Raw genomic sequence first — 18,840 nt, forward strand, 5'->3', positions numbered from 1 at the left:
CAGCGCGCGTCCGTCCCAGGCGGGAATCACGGTCAGGGGAGCGCGTTTGAGTACGCACGGCGCAGCGCGGCGCCCACGCCGCGCGCGGATTGGCGTAGCTTGGTGTGACCGAGGTCGTCATGCGCCAGCGCGTCCCCGATGCATTGATGGCAGCGAGCACGGAAGAGCTGACGAAGGTCGAGCTCGCGGTCCTGGATTCATCGCACTCGGGCGGCGTGCCCAGGGACCTCACGGGCCACGTGTTCGCGATCGGGCCCGTCGGCTCGGTGGACGGCGACCTGCCCAGAGCGGACGGCGCGCCGATCCTCAATGGCAATGGGATGATCTACCGGCTCGACTTCGGCCGCGGCGGGGCGGTCCGGCTGACCTCGAAGATCGCGCGCACCCCCTGTTATCACGCGGACGCCGCCTCGCGCCCCGGCACGCGCTTCGAGGCGCTGGGCTTCCGTGACGCAGGGCTGCTCCGCTTCTCGCCGCACCTCGGCCTGCGGAACCACCTCAACACCGCGTTCGTGCCCATGCACGCGCCGCGCGCGCCCGCGCGCCTGCTCGTAACGAGCGACACGGGCAGGCCCTACGAGATCGACCCGGCCACGCTGGAGCTCGTCACGCCGGTCGGGCGCAACAGCACGTGGTACCCGGCCGCGCCCGTCGATCACCCCTTTCCGATGACGCTCTCGAGCGCGCATCCATGCTTCGACGCGGAGCGGGGCGAGCTCCTCACCGTCAACTACGGCCGCTCGCTCCTCCACCTGTTCATCGCGTCGCTGCCGCGGCTCGACGAGCTCGGGGCGCTCCCGCGCTCCTGGGATCGTCTCGCCGCGGCGGCCGCATCGATGATCGAGCAGCAGCTCGTCCGCCCGAGGGCCGATCGGATCGAGGCGTTCGCCAAGCGGGCGCTCGAGCTCCTGCCCGCGCGCCTCCGCCCGAGCGCGCCGCCGGGGCCGGGCGATCTCCTCGCGCGGCAGGCGGCGCGCTTCGGCGGCGTCGCGCTCGACGAGCCGGCGGGCGACTTCGTGCACCTCGTGCGATGGGACGGCCACAACGAGCCCGAGCGGCACGCGCTGGTCCTGCCGAGCGGCGCGCCGGTGCGCATCGAGCAGAGCGTGCACCAGATCGGGCTGACGCGGCGCTGGGTCGTGCTCGCGGACACGGCCTTCAGGATCGGCCTGGAGAGCGTGGCGTTCCGGAGCTCCAAGGAGAGCCCCGGGGTCGAGCGCCTCGTCCGGTCGCTGCTCACGATGCCCCACGAGCCGAGCACGACGTTCTACCTGGTCCGGCGGGACGCGCTGCGGCCGGGCGGCGGGCCGGTCGTGGTGAAGCGGGTCGTCGTCCCGCTGGAGACTCTCCATTTCCTCGTCGACTACGAGGACGCGGGGGACCGCATCACCGTGCACGCGGCGCACAACTGCGCGACGGATCACGGGGAGTGGCTCCGGCCCTGCGATCGGCACGCCGCCGACAAGACTCCGGCGCCGCCACGCCTGCGCGGCCTGTTCCCGCTCGGGCAGGCGGACGTGAACCGCATCGGCCGGTATACCCTCGACGCAGCGGCCGAGCGCGTCGTGGACCAGACGGTGTTCGCCGATGCCGAGCGGGCGCTCGGCGTCGGCCTCTATGCGTACCGGGAGACGGGCGCGTCGTGGATGCCGCCCGATCGCGTCGAGAACGTCTACTGGCGCGGCGGCGGGATATGGGATGAGCTGTCGACCGAGTTCATCGATCGTCTCTACGCGGCGCACCCGCACAGGTCGCTCCCCCTCCCGGCGCTCCGCCGGATGCGCGCGGAGGGCGGCCACCCCGACAGCCTGTTCCGGTTCAACCACCGCGCGATGCGGATCGAGGATCGCTACGAGTTCCCGCGGCGCGCCGTGGGGTCCTGGCTCAGCTCGCTGCAGTTCGTCCCGCGGCGCGGCGGCAGCGGGGCCGACACGGACGGGTACGTCGTCGCGATCGTCGCGACGCCGTGCCGCGCGGAGATCTGGATCTTCGACGCGACGAACCTGGCGCGAGGGCCGCTCTGCAAGCTGGGGCACCCGGCGTTCCGGCCAGGGCTGACCCTCCACACGGCGTGGCTCAACTCGGTCGCGCCGTGGCGGGGTGGATACAGGGTGCCGGTGCGGGAGGATTACGAGGAGTTCGTGGCAGAGGCCCCCGGCGACCAGGTGAAGGTGCTGTTCGAGGAGGAGGTCTATCCGCGGTTCGCGTGAGCCGCGGCGAGGAACGGCTGGGAGCCGCGAGACGAGGGCGGCTCGGCGCCGCGCGGGGGGACCTCGGCCCCGAGGCCGTCGACCCGCTCGAGCAGCACGCCCGTGGCGCCGTCTCCCAGGATCTCCGTGATCTGGTGGTTGCCCCACGGCTGCCCCTCGCGCAGGCGCCGCGACCGCACGTCGCTCGCCACGATGAGCACGCGCCGACAACCCCTGTCGAGGTGCCGATTCGCCAGCTCGACGGCCGCGGCAAAACCGCCCTGAGCGGGCGTGAGATCGATCGTCAGCGCGGGCACGAGGCCGGCCATGCACGCGGCGAAGGCCGCCCCGCCGGCGTCCCCTCCCCCGCCGTCGTCGCTCGTCATGATGAGGACATCGACGAAGGGATCGCGGAGCCGCCCCACCTCGATGAGCTCCCGCAGCACCGCCGCGGCCATGGAAAGCGTGGTCTCCGTCGCGTCGGCGAAGCGCCGCTCCGCGACCCCCGTCGTCTCGTGCAGCCAGTCCGCAGCGTGAGGGAGACCGTAGCTGGTGATGAGCTCTTGGTTCGTGACGACGCGCTCCGGCAGATAGGCGGCGACAGCCGCGATGCGACGCTGGAACATGTTTCTGCTCTGTTACGGCGCCGCGACCGACGCGCGCCGCTCCTGCGAACCTTGGCCAGGGCAGCTCGATCCGGCGCTCCACCACCGCCGTTCGGCCAGCGCCGAGCACGCTGGAGAGCCAGCGTCCCGGACGACATGAGACAACCCGCTACCGAGTCGTCGAGAGCCGTGGGGCAAACTACACAATCGGATGCTCCCTCCCCGTCACCGACATCCTCCACTGGACCATTTACAGAACGTCCTGCGCAAGTGGGAATAACAGTCGATTCGCCTCCGTCCGCCGCCCGAGCAGGAAAGCGGCGCAGCAGGAGGGCCCTATTGCGACGCGGGCGGTCTCGTCGCCCGCTCGCCGCATCGCGTTGGGCGCCGGGCGGCCAATTCCGACCGGAAGCGACAATTCCGCTATCACGAGCAAATGGATGCACAAACGTGTCGGAACGCGAGGGGCTGAGCAGGCAGGGCGCAGCGCGCGTGTCTCGCCTGGACGGCGCCATCGAATTTGCCTGATCACGTCTGTTTGTGTCCGATCACATCCCGCCTGCGTCCGATCACGTCCGATCACATCCGTTTGCGTCCGATCACGTCCGATCACGTCCGTTTGCGTCCCGTGATGTCGGCGCCTCGTGAGGCCGCTCTTTTCTGGATCCGGAGGGAGGTTTTACCTGTTTGAGGACACCTCCGCTCGCCGCGATCACCGCGCGAGAGCGCGCGATCCGCGCCGCGCTCGCTTCTTCCTTCTTCCCGCGCGGCCCCGCGGCGCGCAGCGGGGCGCCTTCTATCCTATCCATCGTAATCGCGACGCCGCTCCAGCGCGCGCCGCGCTCGCCCGGATCCACCGCGATTGAATCGCGGAGAAATCCCAAGGGAGCGCAGATGCGAGGAGCGCCTGATTCACGGGCGCCATCCCGCGAATCCATGCTGCTCGAAGCGGCAGCCTCTGCACAGAAGAGCGAGGCACACAGCCTGCTCTGGGGTGCACCAAGGTGTTCGGGGGCCGCAAGGCTCATCAGGAACACCGGGGAGGACCAATGATCTCGATGCACAAGACGATGGGTTTCGCGATGATGCTGGCGCTCGGTGCCGGGTGCGCGGTCGGCGCGGACGACGACTTCGATATGGATGACGAGAGCGTCGACTCCGCGAACAGCGCGCTGGAGGCGGACGAGCGCGGCGGCTACGCGACCCAGTCGCAGGCTCAGGCGCAGGTCGGCCAGATGGGGCCCAGCAAGCTCGGTCTGCCCCCCAGCAAGGGTCTGCCTTCGAAGGGTGTTCCGATGCTCCCCAGCAAGGGCGAGCTGCCCAGCAAGGGCGGGCTCCTTCCCAGCAAGGGTGAGTTTCCGACCAAGGGCCTCCCGAGCAAGGGCGGCTACCCGACCAAGGGCGGATACGCTCAGCAAGGCCCGGCGCAGCTCGGCCAGGCGTCCGAGCTCTCGCAGGCTCAGATCGGGCAGGCGGGACCGGCGCAGATCGGGCAGGCGGGACCGGCGCAGATCGGGCAGGCGGGCACGGCGCAGCTCGGCCAGGCCGGCCTCGGGCAGACGGGCGTTGTCGGGCAGGAGACCGGGCAGCGTGAGGGCGAGCGCTGCATCGGTGGCTTCGGCGGCGGCTGGGGCGGCTTCGGCTGGGGCGGCTTCGGCTGGGGCGGCCTCGGCTTCGGCGGCGGCTGCGGTCTGACGGCAATCACGACGTCGATCACCAGCTTCGTCCCGGTCGTCAACCCCTGCTTCAGCCCGTGCGGCGGCTTCGGCGGCTTCGGCGGCTGGGGCGGCTTTGGGTGGTGATCTGATCCCATCGTGCTGGCCGGCGCCGGGGACTCCGCGTCGCAGGATCCCTCGGCGCCGCGCCAGCCCCTCCTTCCTACTCACCTGCACGACACACCTACAGGGCTCGTGAGCGCTGGCAGCCTGGGGTTGGATATCCCGGGCTGCCGGTAGCTGCTCTCTCCCTTCCACCGCTCGCGCACAAGCCACGCCCCGCCGCTCGCCGGCGGGGAGCGCGCGAGGACCCAGATCCGACCTTCAGCCGCCGTGACCGAGGGCGCGATCCAGGTAGAACGCCGCGCTGACCAGGCCGAGGTGGGTGAACGCCTGGGGGAAGTTGCCGAGCAGCTCTCCGCTCGGCCCGATCTGCTCGGAGTAGAGCCCGAGGTGGTTGGCGTACGTCAGCATCTTCTCGAAGATGAAGCGCGCGTCGTCGAGGCGGCCAGCGCGCGCGAGGGCCTCGACGAGCCAGAAGGTGCAGATGCTGAACGTGCCCTCCTTGCCGGTCAACCCGTCGCCTGCGCCCTTGCCGAGCTCGTAGCGGTGGACGAGCGTGTCGCTCGCGAGCTCCTCGAGCGTGCGGTCGAGCGTGCCGAGGATGCGCGGATCGGTGGGAGAGATGAAGCGCATGAGCGGCATGAGCAGGTTGCTCGCGTCGAGCGCGGCCCCGCCGAAGGCCTGCACGAACGTCCTCCGCTGCGCGTCCCAGCCGCGCGCCATGATCGCCTCGTAGATGTCGTCGCGCGCGCACGCGACGCGCTGCCAGTCGAGCGGCAGAGAGCGCTTGTCGCTGAGCCGCAGCGTCCGGTCGAGCGCGACCCAGCACTGGAGCTTCGAGTAGACGAACTGCTGCTTGCCGCCGCGCACCTCCCAGATGCTCTCGTCCGCCTGCTCCCAGCTCTGACATACCCAGTAGGCCATGCGCCGGAGCTCGCGCCAGAAATCATAAGAGATGGGAGATCCGTATTTGTCGAAGAGGTACACCGAGTCGATGAGCTCGCCATAGATGTCGAGCTGGAGCTGCGTTGTCGCCCCGTTGCCGACGCGGACCGGCCGCGATCCGCGGTAGCCGTCAAGGTGGGTGAGCGCGACCTCGGGCAGCTCGTGGCGTCCGTCGATGCCGTACATGAGCTGCAGCGGCCCGGTGGGGCCGTCCTCCTCGGAGACGCGGGCGCTCAGCCATTCCATGAAGCGCGCGGCCTCCTCCGTGTAGCCGAGCCGGAGGAAGCCGTAGAGCGTGAACGCGGCGTCGCGCACCCAGACGTAGCGATAGTCCCAGTTGCGGCCCCCGCCGATCTCCTCGGGCAGGCTGGTCGTCGCCGCGGCGACGATCGCGCCTGTCGGCTCGAACGTGAGCAGCTTGAGGACGAGCGCCGAGCGGTCGACCATCTCGCGCCAGCGCCCCTTGTACCGCGAGCGGGCGAGCCACGACCGCCAGAAGGCGACCGTGCGCCGGAGGGCGTCCTCGCCGTCGATCGGCGTGGCGAGCAGATCGGCGCTGGCCGTCCAGTCCTCGACCTGGCGCAGCGAGAACGTGGCCGACTCGCCGGGCTGGAGCACGAAGTCGGCGGTGACGCCGCCGGCGCCGTCGCTCGACAGGGGGACCGGGCTGATGAGCGCCAGGTCGACTCCATCGGAGTCGAAGACGGCGCCGCGCGGGTCGTCGAGGATCAGGCGGTGGGGGCGGCGGGCGAAGTCGATCGCGGGGCGGCAGGCGAGCCGGAAGCGCACCGCGCCGCGGACTGCCCGCGCGACGCGGACGATCTGGTGCATCCCGCGGCGGTAGGCGCCGTACGGGTCCCGGTGGATCGGCATGAAATCGCAGACCTCGCCGACGCCGTCCACGTCGAGGAACCGCGTGAGCAGGACGTTGGTGTCGGGCATGTACATCTGCTTGTTGCGCGACGTGCCGTTCTCCGCCGAGAGCGCGAAGCGACCGCCGCGCTCGTCGTCCAGGATCGCCGCGAACACGCTCGGCGAGTCGAAATGGGGGAGGCAGCACCAGTCGATGGATCCATCCATCCCGACCAGCGCGACGGAGTGCATGTCGCCGATGACGCCGTAGGACTCGATGGGCTTGTAGGGCATGGCGTCTCCATAGGGCCCGCTCGACCGAGCGGAACCCGCCCCTCGTGGACCCTCGCCTCTACCGCCCTCACGATCTCGGCGGCAGGCGCGAGAGCTTCCGCTGGAGCGAGCGGCGGTGCATCCTGAGCTTGCGCGCCGCCTCCGAGATGTTCCCCTCGCAGTCCGCGAGCACGCGCTGGAGGTACTCCCACTCCACCCGCTCGAGCGACGGCAGGTCCTCGTCCTCGCCGCGCGCGAGCGGGTCGACGCCGAGCAGCGACCGCGCGCACCGGGCCGCGTCCACCGGCTTGGTCAGGTAATCGACCGCCCCGGCCCGGATCGCCGCCACCGCGTTCGCGATCGTGCCGTATCCGGTGAACACCACGATACGGATGCCGTCATCCATGCTCCGCAGCGTCCCCACGAGGTCGATCCCGCTCTGCCCGGGCATCCGGACGTCCACGAGCGCGTACTCGAACACGTGCCCTCGCGCGATCGCCGCGGCCTCCTCGGCGCTGGCGGCGAGGGACACCGCGAACCCGCTCTTGCCGAGCGCCTGCCCGAGCGCGGTCCGGAAGGTCGCGTCGTCGTCGACGATGAGCAGCGTCGGCTCGCCGGCGGCCTCGGAGCTCATGAGTCCACCGGCGCGAGGCGCAGGGCGACGCGCGTGCCGCGCGCGCCGCGCTTGTCGGACCCCTGCCTCGGCGACACGGTGAGGCAGCCGCCAACCTGCTCGATGAGCGTCCGCACAAGGTAGAGCCCGAGGCCCATGCCCTCGCCGGGCGCCTTGGTGGTCACGAACGGCTCGCCGAGCCGCCCTTCCAGGCCCGGCGCGACGCCCGCGCCGGCGTCCTCGACGCTGATCACCGGCGCGCCGCCCTCGTCCCCGACGGTGACCACGATCGGCTCCGCGGCCGCGGGGCTCGGCCCGAGCGCCTGGAGCGCGTTGTCGAGCAGCGCGAACAGGGCCGCTTCGACGTCGGCCGCGTCGAGCGGCACCGTGCGGCGCGGCGCGAGATCGCCGCGCACCTCGACCGCGACGCCGGGGTGCGCCGCCTGCCAGGCCTGCACGCCGCGCCGGGCCGCCTCGCCGACCTCGACCCCGGCGCGCAGGTCGTTCGCCCGGACGTCCGCCCGCATGCGCGCGATCACCACGCGGCAGCGCTCGACCTGCTCCGCGATCGTCCGGGCGCGGCGCTGCGCGGCGTCGCTCGATCTGGTGTCGCGGAGGCTCTCCCCGGCGAGCACCGCGATCGTGCCGAGCGGGGTGCCGAGCTCGTGGGCGGTGCCGGCCGCGAGCGCGCCGAGCGCCTGGAAGCGGGACGCCTCCTCCGCGCGCCGGCGCAGCGCCGCGTTCTCGGCCGCGCTCTCGTCGAGCGCGCGGCGGATCTTCAGGAGGACATGGGCGACGAGCGCCGCGCTCAGCACGAAGGCGAGGAGCATCCCGTAGAGGTGGGTGGAGAACGCGCCGTGCTCCGGGTGGCTCGGGCAACACGCTCCGGCAGGGAGCGCGAAGAGCGCCGCGAAGAGGCAGGCCGCGAGCGCCGCGAGCGCGAAGGTCGTCCGCGGCGGCAGGAGCGCCGCGGCGAGGGCGACGTGCACGAAGAAGAGGGCGCTGAACGGGTTGCCCGCGCCGCCCGACGCGGCGAGGACCCCGGCGATCGCGACGAGATCGAGCGCCACGACGCCGGCGACGACCGCGGTCTCTGCGCCCCGCTCCGACCGCACCCGCCGGTCGAGGGCGAGGTTGAGCCCGGCGGCCAGCACCAGGATGGGCACGGCGATGCCGTACCGGACATGATAGCCGAACAGCGCCTCGTCGACGGCCAGGGTCGCCGCGAGCAGCGCGAACACCGCCCAGCGCAGTCCGACGAGCCACCGGAGGACGATCCCGCCCGCCGGCGCCCGCTCCAGGGAAGCTTCGTGCGTCACGGCGGGATCATAGCGCGAACGCCGAGGGGACCGAGCTCACCGCGGCGAGGACACGGCACGATCACAGAGGATCCTCCCGTGCGACAGCGCGCCCTCAGGCCCGCGCCGGTCCGCGCGGAGCGGCGGATTGCGATGCCGAGCCCCGCGTCATCGTATAGGAAAGGGAGCCCATGGCGACGTGTCCCCACCTCCGACGCGCGCGCGCGTCCGCGCTGCCGGCGCTCCTTGGCCTCAGCCTGCTCCCCGCGGCCGCCGCGGCGCAGCCGACGGCGGCCGGAGAGACGCCCGCCGCCGACCCGCTGTTCGCGCCCAGATCAGCCGTGCGGCGCAGCGGGCTCGCCGCGGGCATCGCCGGAGGCCTGGCGCTCGGGAGCGCCGCCGGCTTCCCGAACGACGTCCAGAAGATCGGATTCCAGCGCCATTACACCGAGACCGGCGTCGGGATCGGCGCCGGCGGCTATGTCTGGCTCGGCGGCGCGCTCGCGGACTGGCTCACGTTCGGCGCTGCCTTCGGCGGACACGGCCTGAGCGCCGCGGACCACGCCTCCCTCGCCGGCGGGTTCATGCTCCACACCGAGGTCTTCCCGCTCTTCTCGCTCGCGGATCGGTGGAGGGACGTCGGCTTCACCTTCGACGCCGGCACGGGCGTCGCGTACACGACCGCCGACGCCGACGGCGCCGAGGTCATCGACGGCGCCCTGCCGGCCCGCATCGGCGGCGGCGTGTTCTACGAGGGGATCCGGCTCTGGAAGGTGGCCATGGGCCCGTGGCTCTACGCCGACTACACCTGGAGCACGTCCGTCCGCCAGCCAGGGTTCTACCTGGGGTGGCGCACCGCCCTCTACACCGGGCCCTGACCGGACGGCCTCCTGGTCCGGGGCGCCGCGGCGCTGAGCTCGAGCGGGCTCCGCCGCGCCTGCGCGTCCCGATCGGGCAGCGCCAGCGTGAGCCGGACGCCGCGCCGGATGAGCTGCATCGCCACGTACGACGCCATGCCCACCAGGATCCTCCGGCCGATCTCGCGGGACACGCTCGGCTTGCTGCGCGGCGCCACCCACTCCGGGTGCCGCCAGAAGCGCACGAGCGCGCGGAGGCGCTGGCCGCCCGGCCGCTCGTTGCGCGCGCGCACTTCCTTGATCAGCGCGATCGCCGCCGCGCCCCCCGCGATCGCGAGAAGGAGCCCGCCGGCGAGCACCTCGGGGCCGTGCCGGCGCACCCGCGACCGCACGTCGACGAGCGCGTGGCGCCGCCGATCGAGCGCCTCGATCGTGTGCATCAGCCGGTCGCGCAGCTCGTCCGCCCTCCGCTCGAAGTCCGCGCGTTGACCGTTCAGCCCCTTCATACGAGCTCCCGGACCAGCCGGACGTCCGCCCCGAGGCGGCCCCGGGTCCTCTCGAGCGGCCTCCTCGGCGCGCGCTTGTAGCCGACCACGCCCACCACGATCGCCAGCGCGATGAACGCGAGCCCGATCAGCAGCGCCGGCAGCGGCTCCGGCGCGATCGCCAGCGCGATCGCGACGAGCACCAGCGCGACGCCGAGCAGCGCCGCGGCCGCCGCCGCGCCGAGCGCGACGCACGACGCCTTCGCCCGCGAGATCTCCTCGTTCATCTCGTCGCGCGCCAGCGCGACCTCGACCTGCATCAGCTCCCTGGCCTCGGCGATCGCCTCCTTCACGAGATCTGCCGTCGAGCTCTCCGGCCTGGGATCCACCTGCCTCATGGGACACCTCTTCGCCTCGCGGCGTGAACGCGCTCGGGGGCGACGCAGGCAGCGAGCGGCGCACGGGTCGCCCCCGAGCTCCGCCACCGACTGCGCCACGCCACCCTCGCCGGGCGTCGCTGTGCATAGGGCGCGCCAGCCCCATCCTCGCGAGGCGTGCGCGCTGCGCGGCCCTCGCGGAGGCGCGCGCTGCGCGGCCGCCGCGCCGCCCCGCCCTCGCCGGGCGGCAGGCGATCAGGGCAGGACGCCGGAGACCACGCGCTCGTGCCCGCCGTAGTCGAGGTGCCTCGAGACGCCGCCGAACCCCGCCGCGGCGAAGAGCTCTGCCACCGCGCCCGCCTTGCCGGCCTCGACCTCCACGGCCAGCACGCCGCCAGAGGCGAGCAAGGCCGGCGCGCCCGCGACGATCCGGCGCGTGAAGACGAGGCCGTCCGGGCCCCCCGCGAGCGCGAGGTGGGGCTCGTAGCCGCGGATGTCGATCTGCAGCGCGGCGACGTCCTCGTCCGGAATGTACGGTGGGTTCGCGGTGATCAGGTCGAAGCGAAGGCCGGACGGCACGCCGGCGAAGAGATCCGAGCGCAGGAACCCCGCGTTGACCGCGCCGAGGCGGAGCGCGTTCTCGCGTGCGACGGCGAGCGCGCCGTCCGAGATGTCGACGCCGAGGACGCGGCTGGTCGGCCGCTCGCACGCGAGGCTGACGGCGACGCAGCCGGACCCGGTGCACAGGTCGAGCACGCGCGCGGAGAGGGCGAGCTGCCTCGTCCGGGCGAGGCCGACCTCGACAAGGATCTCGGTGTCGGGGCGGGGGATGAGCACGCGCGGATCGACGCGGAACGGGCGGCCGTAGAACTCCCGCACACCGAGGAGATAGGCGACCGGCTCGCCGGCGCGGCGGCGCTGGTGCAGCTCGCGGTAGGCGGCGAGCTCGGCCCGGTCGAGCGGCCGCTCGGCGTCGATGAGCAGCCCGACGCGATCGATGCCCAGCACCTTGCCGAGCAGGAGCTCGGCGTCGAGGCGCGCCGAGGACGCGCCGCGCTTCTTCAGGTCGCCCGTGGCCCAGGTGATCACGCGCCGGATCGTCCAGGCCTCGCTCTGCTGCTCACCTTCGGACATGGTCACGGGAGCGGGGCGGCGGCGAGGGCGTTGCGGACCGCGGCGGTGACGACGGACTCGACCTCGGCGCGGGCCGCGTCGCGGTCCGCGACGGACCGCCCCTCGAACCGCAGCACCAGGATCGGACCCGTGTTGGAGGCGCGGCAGAGGCCCCAGGCACCGCCGCCGAAGTCGACGCGCGCGCCGTCGATGTCCACGACCGGACGGACGCGGCGGAAGTGCTCGGTCACGCGGCGGACGACCTCGAACTTCACGGCGTCCGGGCAGTCGACGCGGATCTCGGGGGTGGCGAAGGTCTCCGGCACGTCGGCGAGCAGCTCGCCGAGGGGCCGCCGCGCCCGGGCGACGATCTCGAGCAGGCGGACCGTCGCGTAGATCGCGTCGTCGAACCCGAACCACCGATCGGCGAAGAACATGTGACCGCTCATCTCGCCGGCGAGCAGGGCGCCTTCCTCTTTCATCTTGGTCTTGATGAGCGAGTGGCCCGTCTTCCAGAGGATGGGGCGCCCGCCGCGCGCGGCGATGTCGGCGTAGAGCGTCTCGGAGCACTTCACCTCCCCGAGCACGGCCGAGCCGGGGCGCTCCGCGAGGAGCGACCGCGCGAACAGGAGCAGCAGCTTGTCCCCCCAGAGCACCTGGCCGCGCTCGTCGACCACGCCGATCCGATCGCCGTCGCCGTCCCACGCGACGCCGAGCGCGGCGCCGGTCGCGAGCACGCGGGCGCGGAGCGCCTCGAGGTTCTCGGGGACGGTCGGGTCCGGGTGGTGGTTCGGGAAGAGGCCGTCGATGTCGCAGAAGAGCTCGTCCGGCGCGAAGCCGAGCGCCGCGAGTGTGCGGACGCCGAGCGGGCCTGCTGCGCCGTTGCCGGCGTCGACCACGAAGCGGACGTCGGTGCCGGACAGGCGGGCCGCGGCGCGCACCGCGGCGATGTAGTCTTCCGCGAGATCGACCTCGGTGAGCTCCCCCCGCGCCGCCGCGGCGCTGCGGCCATCGGCGCCTCCCTCCTCGATGAGGTCGGCGAGCGCCTGGATATCCTTGCCGAAGAACGAGGCCTTGCCGCGCATGAGCTTGAACCCGTTGTCCGGGGCGGGGTTGTGGCTCGCCGTGATCATGATGGCGCCGTCGGCGTGAAGGTGGTGCGCCGCGAAGTAGAGCAGCGGCGTCGGCCCGACCCCCGCCGCGATCACGTCGGCGCCGCCCGCGAGCAGGCCGTCCGTGAGGGCGGAGAACAGCCGGTCGCTCGAGAGGCGGCCGTCCCGGCAGACCGCCACCTTCGGCCGAGCCCGGCGGGGAGGCGCCCCCGCGGCGAGCTCGCGGCCGAGGAGCAGGGCGAACGCGGCGCCGAGCTCGCGAGCGAGCTCGCTCGTGAGGTCGCGCTCGGCGGCGCCGCGGATGTCGTACTCGCGGAAGATGTGTCGGGGGACCTTCATGGACCAGGAGAGTAGCGCGCGGCGCCCGCGCCGCAGGGCGGGCCGGCGCCTGGCCTGGGACGCTCTGACACGGCGCAATCGTGGACGGAACGAAAAACGCCGCGCGCAGCGTGGGCTCGCCGGCGTCGTCATCGCGATCGCGCCGCCTCGCCGCGCCGGCATCGCGATCACACCGCGGCGCCGCCTTGCCGGCTCACGGATTGCGTTCCTGGCCGCCGGACGGGTAACTTGGGCGCGTGGAGCCCACGACCACATGATGACGCGCGCACAGAGGACCGGTCTCGCTGCCGTGGTGGCCCTCCTCGCCTGCAGCAACGCCGCCCGGGCGGCGGAGCCGTCGCCCACCGCCCTGCCGATCACCGTCGTTGTCCTCCGGACAGACGACGCCTACGACCAGGCCGGCGCGCTGACCCAGGCGCTCCGCTCCGCGATCAAGGAGGCCCCGGGGTGGTCGGTCAGCGAGGAGGACTTCTCGCTCGAGGTCCTGACGCTCTCCCTCCAGTGCGAGGATCGGCCCGACGCGGGCTGCCAGGCCCGCATCGCCGACCAGATCAAGAGCGACCGCTACATCTGGGGCATGCTCCGCAAGAGCGGCACCGAGGTCGAGGGCGAGCTCCACCTCTGGACCCGCGGGAAGCCGGAATCGAGCGTGCCGGTGAAGTACAGCGCGAACCTCACCGAGGCCAACGACGAGCCGCTCCGCAAGATCGCCGCGGAGACGATCGCGACGCTGACCGGCGGGCCGCCGAGCGGGGCGCTCCGCGTGAGGACGGGCGCCGCGCAGGCGAGCGTCTTCATCGACGGAAAGCCCGCCGGCAACGTGCACAACGGCGAGGCGACCTTCACGGTCACGGCCGGGCCGCACAACGTGCGCGTCAAGTCGGCCGGCTTCCTCGACTCCCAGGCGTCGGTCGTGGTCCGGCCCGTCGCCACGACGGACGTCGCGCTCAGCCAGATGCCGGCCGAATCGACGCAGACCAACTGGAAGCGCATGGGCGGGTTCATCGGCCTCGGCGCGGGGGCGGTGTTCGGGTCCGTCGCCGTCATCAGCTCGGTCCAGGTCGCGAGCATCCAGAGCGACGCGCGGTACATGGCCTATCGAGGGCTGTTCACGGAGAACGTCGAGGACGTCTGCGCGCTCGAGAACCGCAAGGCCATCCAGGAGGACTTCAACGCCGACGCGAAGACGGCCCGCAAGGGCATCCAGCTCTGCGAGAAGGCCGACACGTTCATGGCGCTCCAGTACGTCTTCTACCCGCTGGCGGTCGTCTCCGCGGGTGTCGGCGCGTACCTGCTCGTGACGAGCGACGGCCAGACCGCGGAGCGCACCGGCTGGAGCGTGCAGCCGAACGTCGGCCTCGGCGGCGGCGGCGTCGACGTGACGTACCGCTGGTGAGCTCTGCCGCTCTGCGCGCAAGGACTGGGGGACGACCGTGCGGGTGATCGCTGGCCGGCTCGGCGGGCGGAGGCTCGCCGCGCCGCGCGGCGAGGGCACGCGGCCGACGGCGGACCGCGTGCGCGAGGCGCTCTTCTCCTCGCTCGGCGACGTCACCGGCGCGCTCGTCTGCGACCTCTACGCCGGCACCGGCGCGCTCGGCATCGAGGCGCTCTCGCGCGGCGCGCGGCGCGCGGTCTTCGTCGAGAGCGGCCGCCCCGCGCTCGCGGTGCTCCGCGAGAACCTCGCCGCGCTCGGCCTCGACGAGGCGGCGGCGAGGGTCGTCCCGCTCCCCGTCGAGCGCGCGCTCGATCTGCTCCGCGACGAGGGCCCCTTCGACCTCGCCCTGCTCGATCCGCCCTACGCCGTCCTGGCCAAGGCCGCCGCCGCGGCCGCGCGCCTCGCCGGCCCGCTCGGCTTGCTCGCCCCGGAGGGGCGCCTCGTCCTCGAGCACGCGCGCCGCGATCCCTCCCCGGAGATCGCCGGGCTCACCTGCGCTGCGAGCCGCGCCTACGGTGACACTACGGTGTCGTTCTACACGCGCTGAGCCGCCTGCAAGCGCCAGCCACGCGCGCTGAGCCGCCTGCAAGCGCCAGACAGCCGCCCGCGTCCACGCGACGCACAGCCGCGGCCGCGCTTCGCCGAGCAGCCCTCCGCGCGGCGCTGTCGTGTTCATCCGGGGCGCATCCAGTTTCCTGGCGCGCTTCCCTGCCCGCCCTTGTAGACTCGCCCCCGCCGGACGCGCCCGCGTCTCGGCTCCGGCGCACGACGGTCCCGCCGAAGCGGCCGGACCTTGCGCGTCTCTCCGGGAGGACTTCTCAACGTGTCCGCATCGATGCCTCCGTCATCCCAGCAGATCCCGGGAAAATCCGGCGGCCCTGGGCCTTACATCGCAGGAATGGTCGTCCTTGCTGCGCTCATGGCGGGCCTGCTCTACTGGAAGCTGCGCTCGGAGCCGGCCGCGCCGCCTGTCGCGCCGACCGTCGCTGCGCCCGCCGAGACGAAGCCCGCGGAGCCTCCGCCGCTGTTCGCGCCGCCGCCGCCGCCGCCCGTCGAGGAGGTCGAGGACGCCGGCGTGGACGCCGGCAAGGTCGCGTCGGGGCAGGGCCCGGCCACCACCGGCAAGTCGCCTTGCTCCGGCAAGTGCGGCGACGGCGCGACCTCGCCCGCGCTCGACTCCGCCGTGCTGGGGCTCGCTCGCTCGGCGCAGGGTTGTTATAACCGCGCGCTGCGCACCTCGGAGGTCTCCGGCAAGCTGACGGTGAGCGTGCAGGTCGCCTCCAACGGCGCGGTGTGCAGCGCCTCGATCCTCAACGACACGGTGGGCTCGGGCGAGATTGCGTCTTGCGTCTTGGGACGTTTCCGCGGCAAATCACTGCCTCCGCCGCAGAGCGGATGCGTCGTGGTGAACGTTCCGATCAACTTCACCATCAAGCAATAGGAAGCAGCCGATGCGAACGCTCCCCCCCCGGATGGCCAGCTTGCTCCTCCTCGCGCTCGCGCCGCTCGTCCTTCAGAGCGCCGCGTGCCACGTCGATGAAGGGACCACGGCGCTCTGCGACAACAACCTCAACGGCGACCAGGGAATCGAGAACGATCCGGACGGTTGCTATCAGCTCCCGTCCTGCGTGGTGAATGGCCAGCTGGCCGCCCCTGAGGAGTGCTGCAAGAACGCGGAGGGCCTCGTCAACCTGGAGTGCGTCCAGGGGTATGCGTCGCGGACCTCATCGGCCAGCACGGGCGGCGACGGCGGCACGGGCGGCGCCGGGGGAAGCGACGGCTCGGGTGGTGCCGGCGGCTCGGGAGATGTCGGCGGCGCGGGTGGCTCGGGCGGCGCGGGCGGCTCGGGCGGCGCCGGGGGGAGCGGCGGCTAGGCCGCGCGCGTCGATCGCGCCGTGCCGAGGAGCGCCGCTTCGAGCCGGGGGATCCTGCTCTCGGTCGCCTACGATGGGCGCCCGTTCGCAGGCTTCGCTCGCCAGCGCGACCAGCGCACGGTCTCGGGAGAGCTGCTCGGCGCGCTGCGCGTCATCGACCCCGGCATCCGCGAGATCCGCGGCGCGAGCCGCACCGACGCGGGCGTCCACGCGCGCGACCAGCGCGTCGCCTTCGATACGACGGCGCCGCTGCCGCCGCGCGGCTGGGTCCTCGCGACCGCGCGCCACCTCCCGGAAGAGATCGTGATCCGTCGCGCGGCCGTGGTGCGCCTCGGGTTCTCGCCGCGCTTCGAGAGCCTCCGCAAGCGCTACCGCTACCTGGTCCTCCGGGATCTGGTCCGCGACCCGTTCCTCAGCCGCCGCGCCTGGCGGGTCGAGGGCATCACGGACGAGGCGATCGAGCGGGCGCGCGCCGAGGCGCTCGCCGCGAAGGGCACCCACGACTTCGCCGCGTTCCGGACGAGCGCGGACGAGCGGACGACCACGGTGCGGACGCTGTACGGCGTCGAGCTGTCGCTCGATCCCGCGGACCCGCGCGTCGTGCGGATCGACGTCGAGGGGAACGCGTTCCTGCACAACATGGTGCGCATCCTGGTCGGCACCTTGATGGACGTGGCGCGCGGCCACCTCGCGCCCGGCGCGATCGCGCGCGCGCTCTCGTCGCTCGACCGGCGCGACGCAGGGATCACGGCGCCGCCGGACGGGCTCTACCTGGAGCGCATCCACCTGCGCGACGACGGGCAGGATGCCTGGCCGGCGGGGCCTTCCGACGGATCTTCGGCGGACGACGCCGCGCCGATGGACCTCGGCGCGCCGGCGGAGAGCGCCCCCGAGGAGTGACGCCGCCCGTCGCCGTGTCACACAGAATCCAACGCGGACGCATGGACGGCCCGCGCTCGCCTTGGTAGCACAGCGACGTGCACGTCGGACTGGACCGCCTCCCGGATCTTCCGCAGCTCCAGCGCCTCCGTTCGACTCGCCTGGGGGTCCTTGCCCACCCGGCGAGCGTCGATCGCGAGCTCACCCACATCGCCTTCGTCCTCGAGCGCCTCCGCCTGCGCCCGCGCCTCTTCTTCGGCCCGGAGCACGGCTATGGCGGCGAGGCGCAGGACATGGCGACGGTGATGAGCAGCGTCGACGCGCGCTCCGGCGCGGGCATCGTCAGCCTGTACGGCGAAAGCTTCGAGGATCTCTCGCCTTCCGCGGCGGATCTCGCGCAGATCGACGTGCTCCTCATCGATCTCGCCGACGTCGGCGCGCGGTACTACACGTTCGTCTGGACGGCGCTCCTCGCGCTGCGGGCGGCCCACGCGGCGGGCGTGCACGTCGTGCTGCTCGACCGGCCGAACCCCCTCGGGGGCGCGGCGGAGAGCGTCGAGGGCGCGACGCAGGCGCCGGGGTTCCTGTCGTTCGTGGGCCTGGAGCCGGTGCCCATCCGCCACTCGCTCACGGTGGGCGAGCTGGTCGCGCTGTTCGCGCGGCGCGAGGGCATCCCGCTCGGCGACGTCGCCTGCGGGCTGCAGGTCGTCGCGGTCGAGGGGCATCGCCGGGAGGCGCTCGCGTCCGGGTGGGATCGCCCGTTCGTCTTCCCGTCGCCCAACATGCCGACGGCGGACACCGCGCTCGTCTACCCGGGCGGCTGCCTGCTGGAGGGGACGAACCTGTCGGAGGGCCGCGGCACGACGCGCCCGTTCGAGATCGTGGGCGCCCCCTGGCTCGACGGCCGCGATCTCGCCGCGCGCCTCGCGTCCACGGCGCTGCCCGGCTTCGTCGCGCGGCCGCTCACCTTCCGGCCCACCTTCCAGAAGCACGCCGGCAAGATCTGCGGTGGCGTCCAGATCCACGTCACCGATCCACACGCCTTCCGCCCGGTCGCGACGTACGTCGCGCTCATCGCGTTCGCCTGCAGGCAGCGGCCCGAGCAGTTCCGCTTCCGCACCGAGCGGTACGAGTACGTCGACACGATCCCGGCCTTCGATCTGCTCACCGGCTCCGCCGCCGCGCGCCTCGCCATCGCGGCCGGCGAGGATCCGCTGGCGATCGCCATGGAGGTGTCGCGCGCGGATCCGGCCTGGCCCGAGGTGATGCGCGAGGCGCAGGCGGCCGTCTCCGCCTGCTGAGCGCCGCCCGCGCGGCTCAGCGATCGTAGCGGTCGTACGGCTCCTGCCGGGAGGCGGCGCTGGTCGAGTACCTCGTGCCGAGGGCGACGAGCACGAGCGCGAGCCCGGTGACCACGAAGAAGGTCCGCGCCGGGAGCTCGGCGGAGAACCCGAACAGCCAGGGCGACGCGAGGAGAGCGGCCGCGAGGGAGGTCTCCAGCGCGCCATGCACCGAAAACGGGATCTTCCTGGCGGCGCCGAGCGGCTGATCGGACAGCAGCGTCACGACGAGGTGCGCCACGGCGGCGACGTAGCTGACCGCCGTGGGCACCGGCTCGAGGCGGAGCGCGAGCGGCGCGAGCGCGAGGAGGACGACGACCGCGTAATCGACGTATCCATGGTGGCGGGGAGATAAAAGCTTCATCGGTGCCTCCTTGGAGGAGCTCCCCTCACCCGGTGCATCGCATGTGCCGGTGAGCGGCTGTCGATGTGCGCGCCCCGGCCGCTCCGGAACGCAGCGCCGGCCGGAAGCAGGG

At 72.9% G+C, this 18,840-nt stretch carries 18 protein-coding genes; 9 read left to right on the plus strand and 9 right to left on the minus strand.

Features of this window, described 5'->3' with window-relative positions:
• Positions 1–146: 146 nt before the first annotated feature.
• Positions 147–2,210, plus strand: a complete 2,064-nt coding sequence (locus WME79_RS44180; RefSeq protein WP_437527990.1) for a carotenoid oxygenase family protein — start codon at positions 147–149, stop codon at positions 2,208–2,210.
• Here the strand turns inward: WME79_RS44180 and WME79_RS44185 are convergent.
• Positions 2,192–2,815, minus strand: coding sequence for a hypothetical protein (locus WME79_RS44185; RefSeq protein WP_437527993.1), 624 nt, complete (start codon positions 2,813–2,815; stop codon positions 2,192–2,194). The genes WME79_RS44180 and WME79_RS44185 overlap by 19 nt on opposite strands.
• A 1,037-nt stretch (positions 2,816–3,852) precedes the next feature.
• Here WME79_RS44185 and WME79_RS44190 point away from each other — a divergent pair.
• Positions 3,853–4,596 carry a hypothetical protein gene (locus tag WME79_RS44190; protein ID WP_437527996.1) on the plus strand — a complete coding sequence of 248 codons (744 nt, stop codon included), beginning with the start codon at positions 3,853–3,855 and terminating at the stop codon, positions 4,594–4,596.
• A gap of 237 nt (positions 4,597–4,833) precedes the next feature.
• Here the strand turns inward: WME79_RS44190 and WME79_RS44195 are convergent, their stop codons facing one another.
• The 3 genes from WME79_RS44195 to WME79_RS44205 form a co-directional block, all read right to left on the minus strand.
• Positions 4,834–6,663, minus strand: a complete 1,830-nt coding sequence (locus WME79_RS44195; RefSeq protein WP_437527999.1) for a glycoside hydrolase family 15 protein — start codon at positions 6,661–6,663, stop codon at positions 4,834–4,836.
• A gap of 67 nt (positions 6,664–6,730) precedes the next feature.
• Entirely contained in the window at positions 6,731–7,276 is a 546-nt protein-coding gene (locus tag WME79_RS44200) for a response regulator transcription factor (RefSeq protein WP_437528002.1), read from the minus strand.
• Positions 7,273–8,574, minus strand: a complete 1,302-nt coding sequence (locus tag WME79_RS44205) for an ATP-binding protein (protein ID WP_437528005.1) — start codon at positions 8,572–8,574, stop codon at positions 7,273–7,275. The genes WME79_RS44200 and WME79_RS44205 overlap by 4 nt, the downstream gene beginning before the upstream one ends.
• Before the next feature lie 170 nt (positions 8,575–8,744).
• Between WME79_RS44205 and WME79_RS44210 the strand changes: the two genes are divergently transcribed.
• Positions 8,745–9,431: a hypothetical protein gene (locus tag WME79_RS44210; RefSeq protein WP_437528008.1), complete on the plus strand. Its 687-nt coding sequence runs from the start codon at positions 8,745–8,747 to the stop codon at positions 9,429–9,431.
• Here the strand turns inward: WME79_RS44210 and WME79_RS44215 are convergent.
• The 4 genes from WME79_RS44215 to WME79_RS44230 form a co-directional block, all read right to left on the minus strand.
• Entirely contained in the window at positions 9,416–9,916 is a 501-nt protein-coding gene (locus tag WME79_RS44215; protein WP_437528011.1) for a hypothetical protein, read from the minus strand. The genes WME79_RS44210 and WME79_RS44215 overlap by 16 nt on opposite strands.
• On the minus strand, positions 9,913–10,293 hold the full coding sequence (locus tag WME79_RS44220; protein ID WP_437528014.1) for a phage holin family protein: 381 nt from the start codon (positions 10,291–10,293) through the stop codon (positions 9,913–9,915). Before WME79_RS44220 ends, WME79_RS44215 begins: the two co-directional genes overlap by 4 nt.
• 234 nt (positions 10,294–10,527) lie before the next feature.
• A complete protein-coding gene (gene prmC, locus WME79_RS44225; protein ID WP_437528017.1) occupies positions 10,528–11,406 on the minus strand; it encodes a peptide chain release factor N(5)-glutamine methyltransferase in 879 nt (292 codons plus the stop codon).
• 2 nt (positions 11,407–11,408) lie between these two features.
• Positions 11,409–12,836 (minus strand): phosphomannomutase/phosphoglucomutase, encoded by a 1,428-nt coding sequence (locus WME79_RS44230; RefSeq protein WP_437528020.1) that lies wholly within the window; start codon positions 12,834–12,836, stop codon positions 11,409–11,411.
• Between the two features lie 253 nt (positions 12,837–13,089).
• Here WME79_RS44230 and WME79_RS44235 point away from each other — a divergent pair, with 253 nt between their 5' ends.
• The 6 genes from WME79_RS44235 (at position 13,090) to WME79_RS44260 (ending at position 18,325) form a co-directional block, all read left to right on the plus strand.
• Complete coding sequence (locus tag WME79_RS44235) at positions 13,090–14,232, plus strand: PEGA domain-containing protein (protein ID WP_437528023.1); 1,143 nt, start codon at positions 13,090–13,092, stop codon at positions 14,230–14,232.
• Positions 14,233–14,269: 37 nt separating this feature from the next.
• Entirely contained in the window at positions 14,270–14,818 is a 549-nt protein-coding gene (gene rsmD, locus WME79_RS44240) for a 16S rRNA (guanine(966)-N(2))-methyltransferase RsmD (protein ID WP_437528026.1), read from the plus strand.
• Positions 14,819–15,169: 351 nt separating this feature from the next.
• Positions 15,170–15,712, plus strand: a complete 543-nt coding sequence (locus tag WME79_RS44245) for an AgmX/PglI C-terminal domain-containing protein (protein WP_437528033.1) — start codon at positions 15,170–15,172, stop codon at positions 15,710–15,712.
• A 10-nt stretch (positions 15,713–15,722) separates the two neighbouring features.
• Complete coding sequence (locus WME79_RS44250) at positions 15,723–16,145, plus strand: hypothetical protein (RefSeq protein ID WP_437528036.1); 423 nt, start codon at positions 15,723–15,725, stop codon at positions 16,143–16,145.
• Positions 16,146–16,166: 21 nt separating this feature from the next.
• Positions 16,167–17,045 carry a tRNA pseudouridine(38-40) synthase TruA gene (gene truA / locus WME79_RS44255; protein ID WP_437528039.1) on the plus strand — a complete coding sequence of 293 codons (879 nt, stop codon included), beginning with the start codon at positions 16,167–16,169 and terminating at the stop codon, positions 17,043–17,045.
• Positions 17,046–17,122: 77 nt separating this feature from the next.
• Positions 17,123–18,325, plus strand: a complete 1,203-nt coding sequence (locus tag WME79_RS44260; protein WP_437528042.1) for an exo-beta-N-acetylmuramidase NamZ family protein — start codon at positions 17,123–17,125, stop codon at positions 18,323–18,325.
• Positions 18,326–18,341: 16 nt separating this feature from the next.
• Here WME79_RS44260 and WME79_RS44265 read toward each other — a convergent pair whose 3' ends face one another.
• Positions 18,342–18,728, minus strand: a complete 387-nt coding sequence (locus WME79_RS44265) for an SPW repeat domain-containing protein (protein ID WP_437528045.1) — start codon at positions 18,726–18,728, stop codon at positions 18,342–18,344.
• Positions 18,729–18,840 lie beyond the last annotated feature (112 nt).

The sequence above is a fragment of the Sorangium sp. So ce726 genome, from assembly GCF_051521405.1.
Taxonomy (GTDB): Bacteria; Myxococcota_A; Polyangia; order Polyangiales; family Polyangiaceae; genus Sorangium.

Excerpts from the sequence above, each read along its gene's own strand:
- WME79_RS44235 (WP_437528023.1), top strand. The coding sequence starts at position 13,090 with ATGATGACGCGCGCACAGAGGACCGGTCTCGCTGCCGTGGTGGCCCTC.
- WME79_RS44250 (WP_437528036.1), top strand. The coding sequence starts at position 15,723 with ATGCGAACGCTCCCCCCCCGGATGGCCAGCTTGCTCCTCCTCGCGCTC.
- prmC (WP_437528017.1), bottom strand. The coding sequence starts at position 11,406 with ATGTCCGAAGGTGAGCAGCAGAGCGAGGCCTGGACGATCCGGCGCGTG.
- WME79_RS44215 (WP_437528011.1), bottom strand. The coding sequence starts at position 9,916 with ATGAAGGGGCTGAACGGTCAACGCGCGGACTTCGAGCGGAGGGCGGAC.
- WME79_RS44185 (WP_437527993.1), bottom strand. The coding sequence starts at position 2,815 with ATGTTCCAGCGTCGCATCGCGGCTGTCGCCGCCTATCTGCCGGAGCGC.
- WME79_RS44220 (WP_437528014.1), bottom strand. The coding sequence starts at position 10,293 with ATGAGGCAGGTGGATCCCAGGCCGGAGAGCTCGACGGCAGATCTCGTG.
- WME79_RS44230 (WP_437528020.1), bottom strand. The coding sequence starts at position 12,836 with ATGAAGGTCCCCCGACACATCTTCCGCGAGTACGACATCCGCGGCGCC.
- WME79_RS44200 (WP_437528002.1), bottom strand. The coding sequence starts at position 7,276 with ATGAGCTCCGAGGCCGCCGGCGAGCCGACGCTGCTCATCGTCGACGAC.
- WME79_RS44210 (WP_437528008.1), top strand. The coding sequence starts at position 8,745 with ATGGCGACGTGTCCCCACCTCCGACGCGCGCGCGCGTCCGCGCTGCCG.
- WME79_RS44195 (WP_437527999.1), bottom strand. The coding sequence starts at position 6,663 with ATGCCCTACAAGCCCATCGAGTCCTACGGCGTCATCGGCGACATGCAC.
- WME79_RS44245 (WP_437528033.1), top strand. The coding sequence starts at position 15,170 with ATGGTCGTCCTTGCTGCGCTCATGGCGGGCCTGCTCTACTGGAAGCTG.
- WME79_RS44265 (WP_437528045.1), bottom strand. The coding sequence starts at position 18,728 with ATGAAGCTTTTATCTCCCCGCCACCATGGATACGTCGATTACGCGGTC.
- WME79_RS44190 (WP_437527996.1), top strand. The coding sequence starts at position 3,853 with ATGCACAAGACGATGGGTTTCGCGATGATGCTGGCGCTCGGTGCCGGG.
- WME79_RS44180 (WP_437527990.1), top strand. The coding sequence starts at position 147 with ATGGCAGCGAGCACGGAAGAGCTGACGAAGGTCGAGCTCGCGGTCCTG.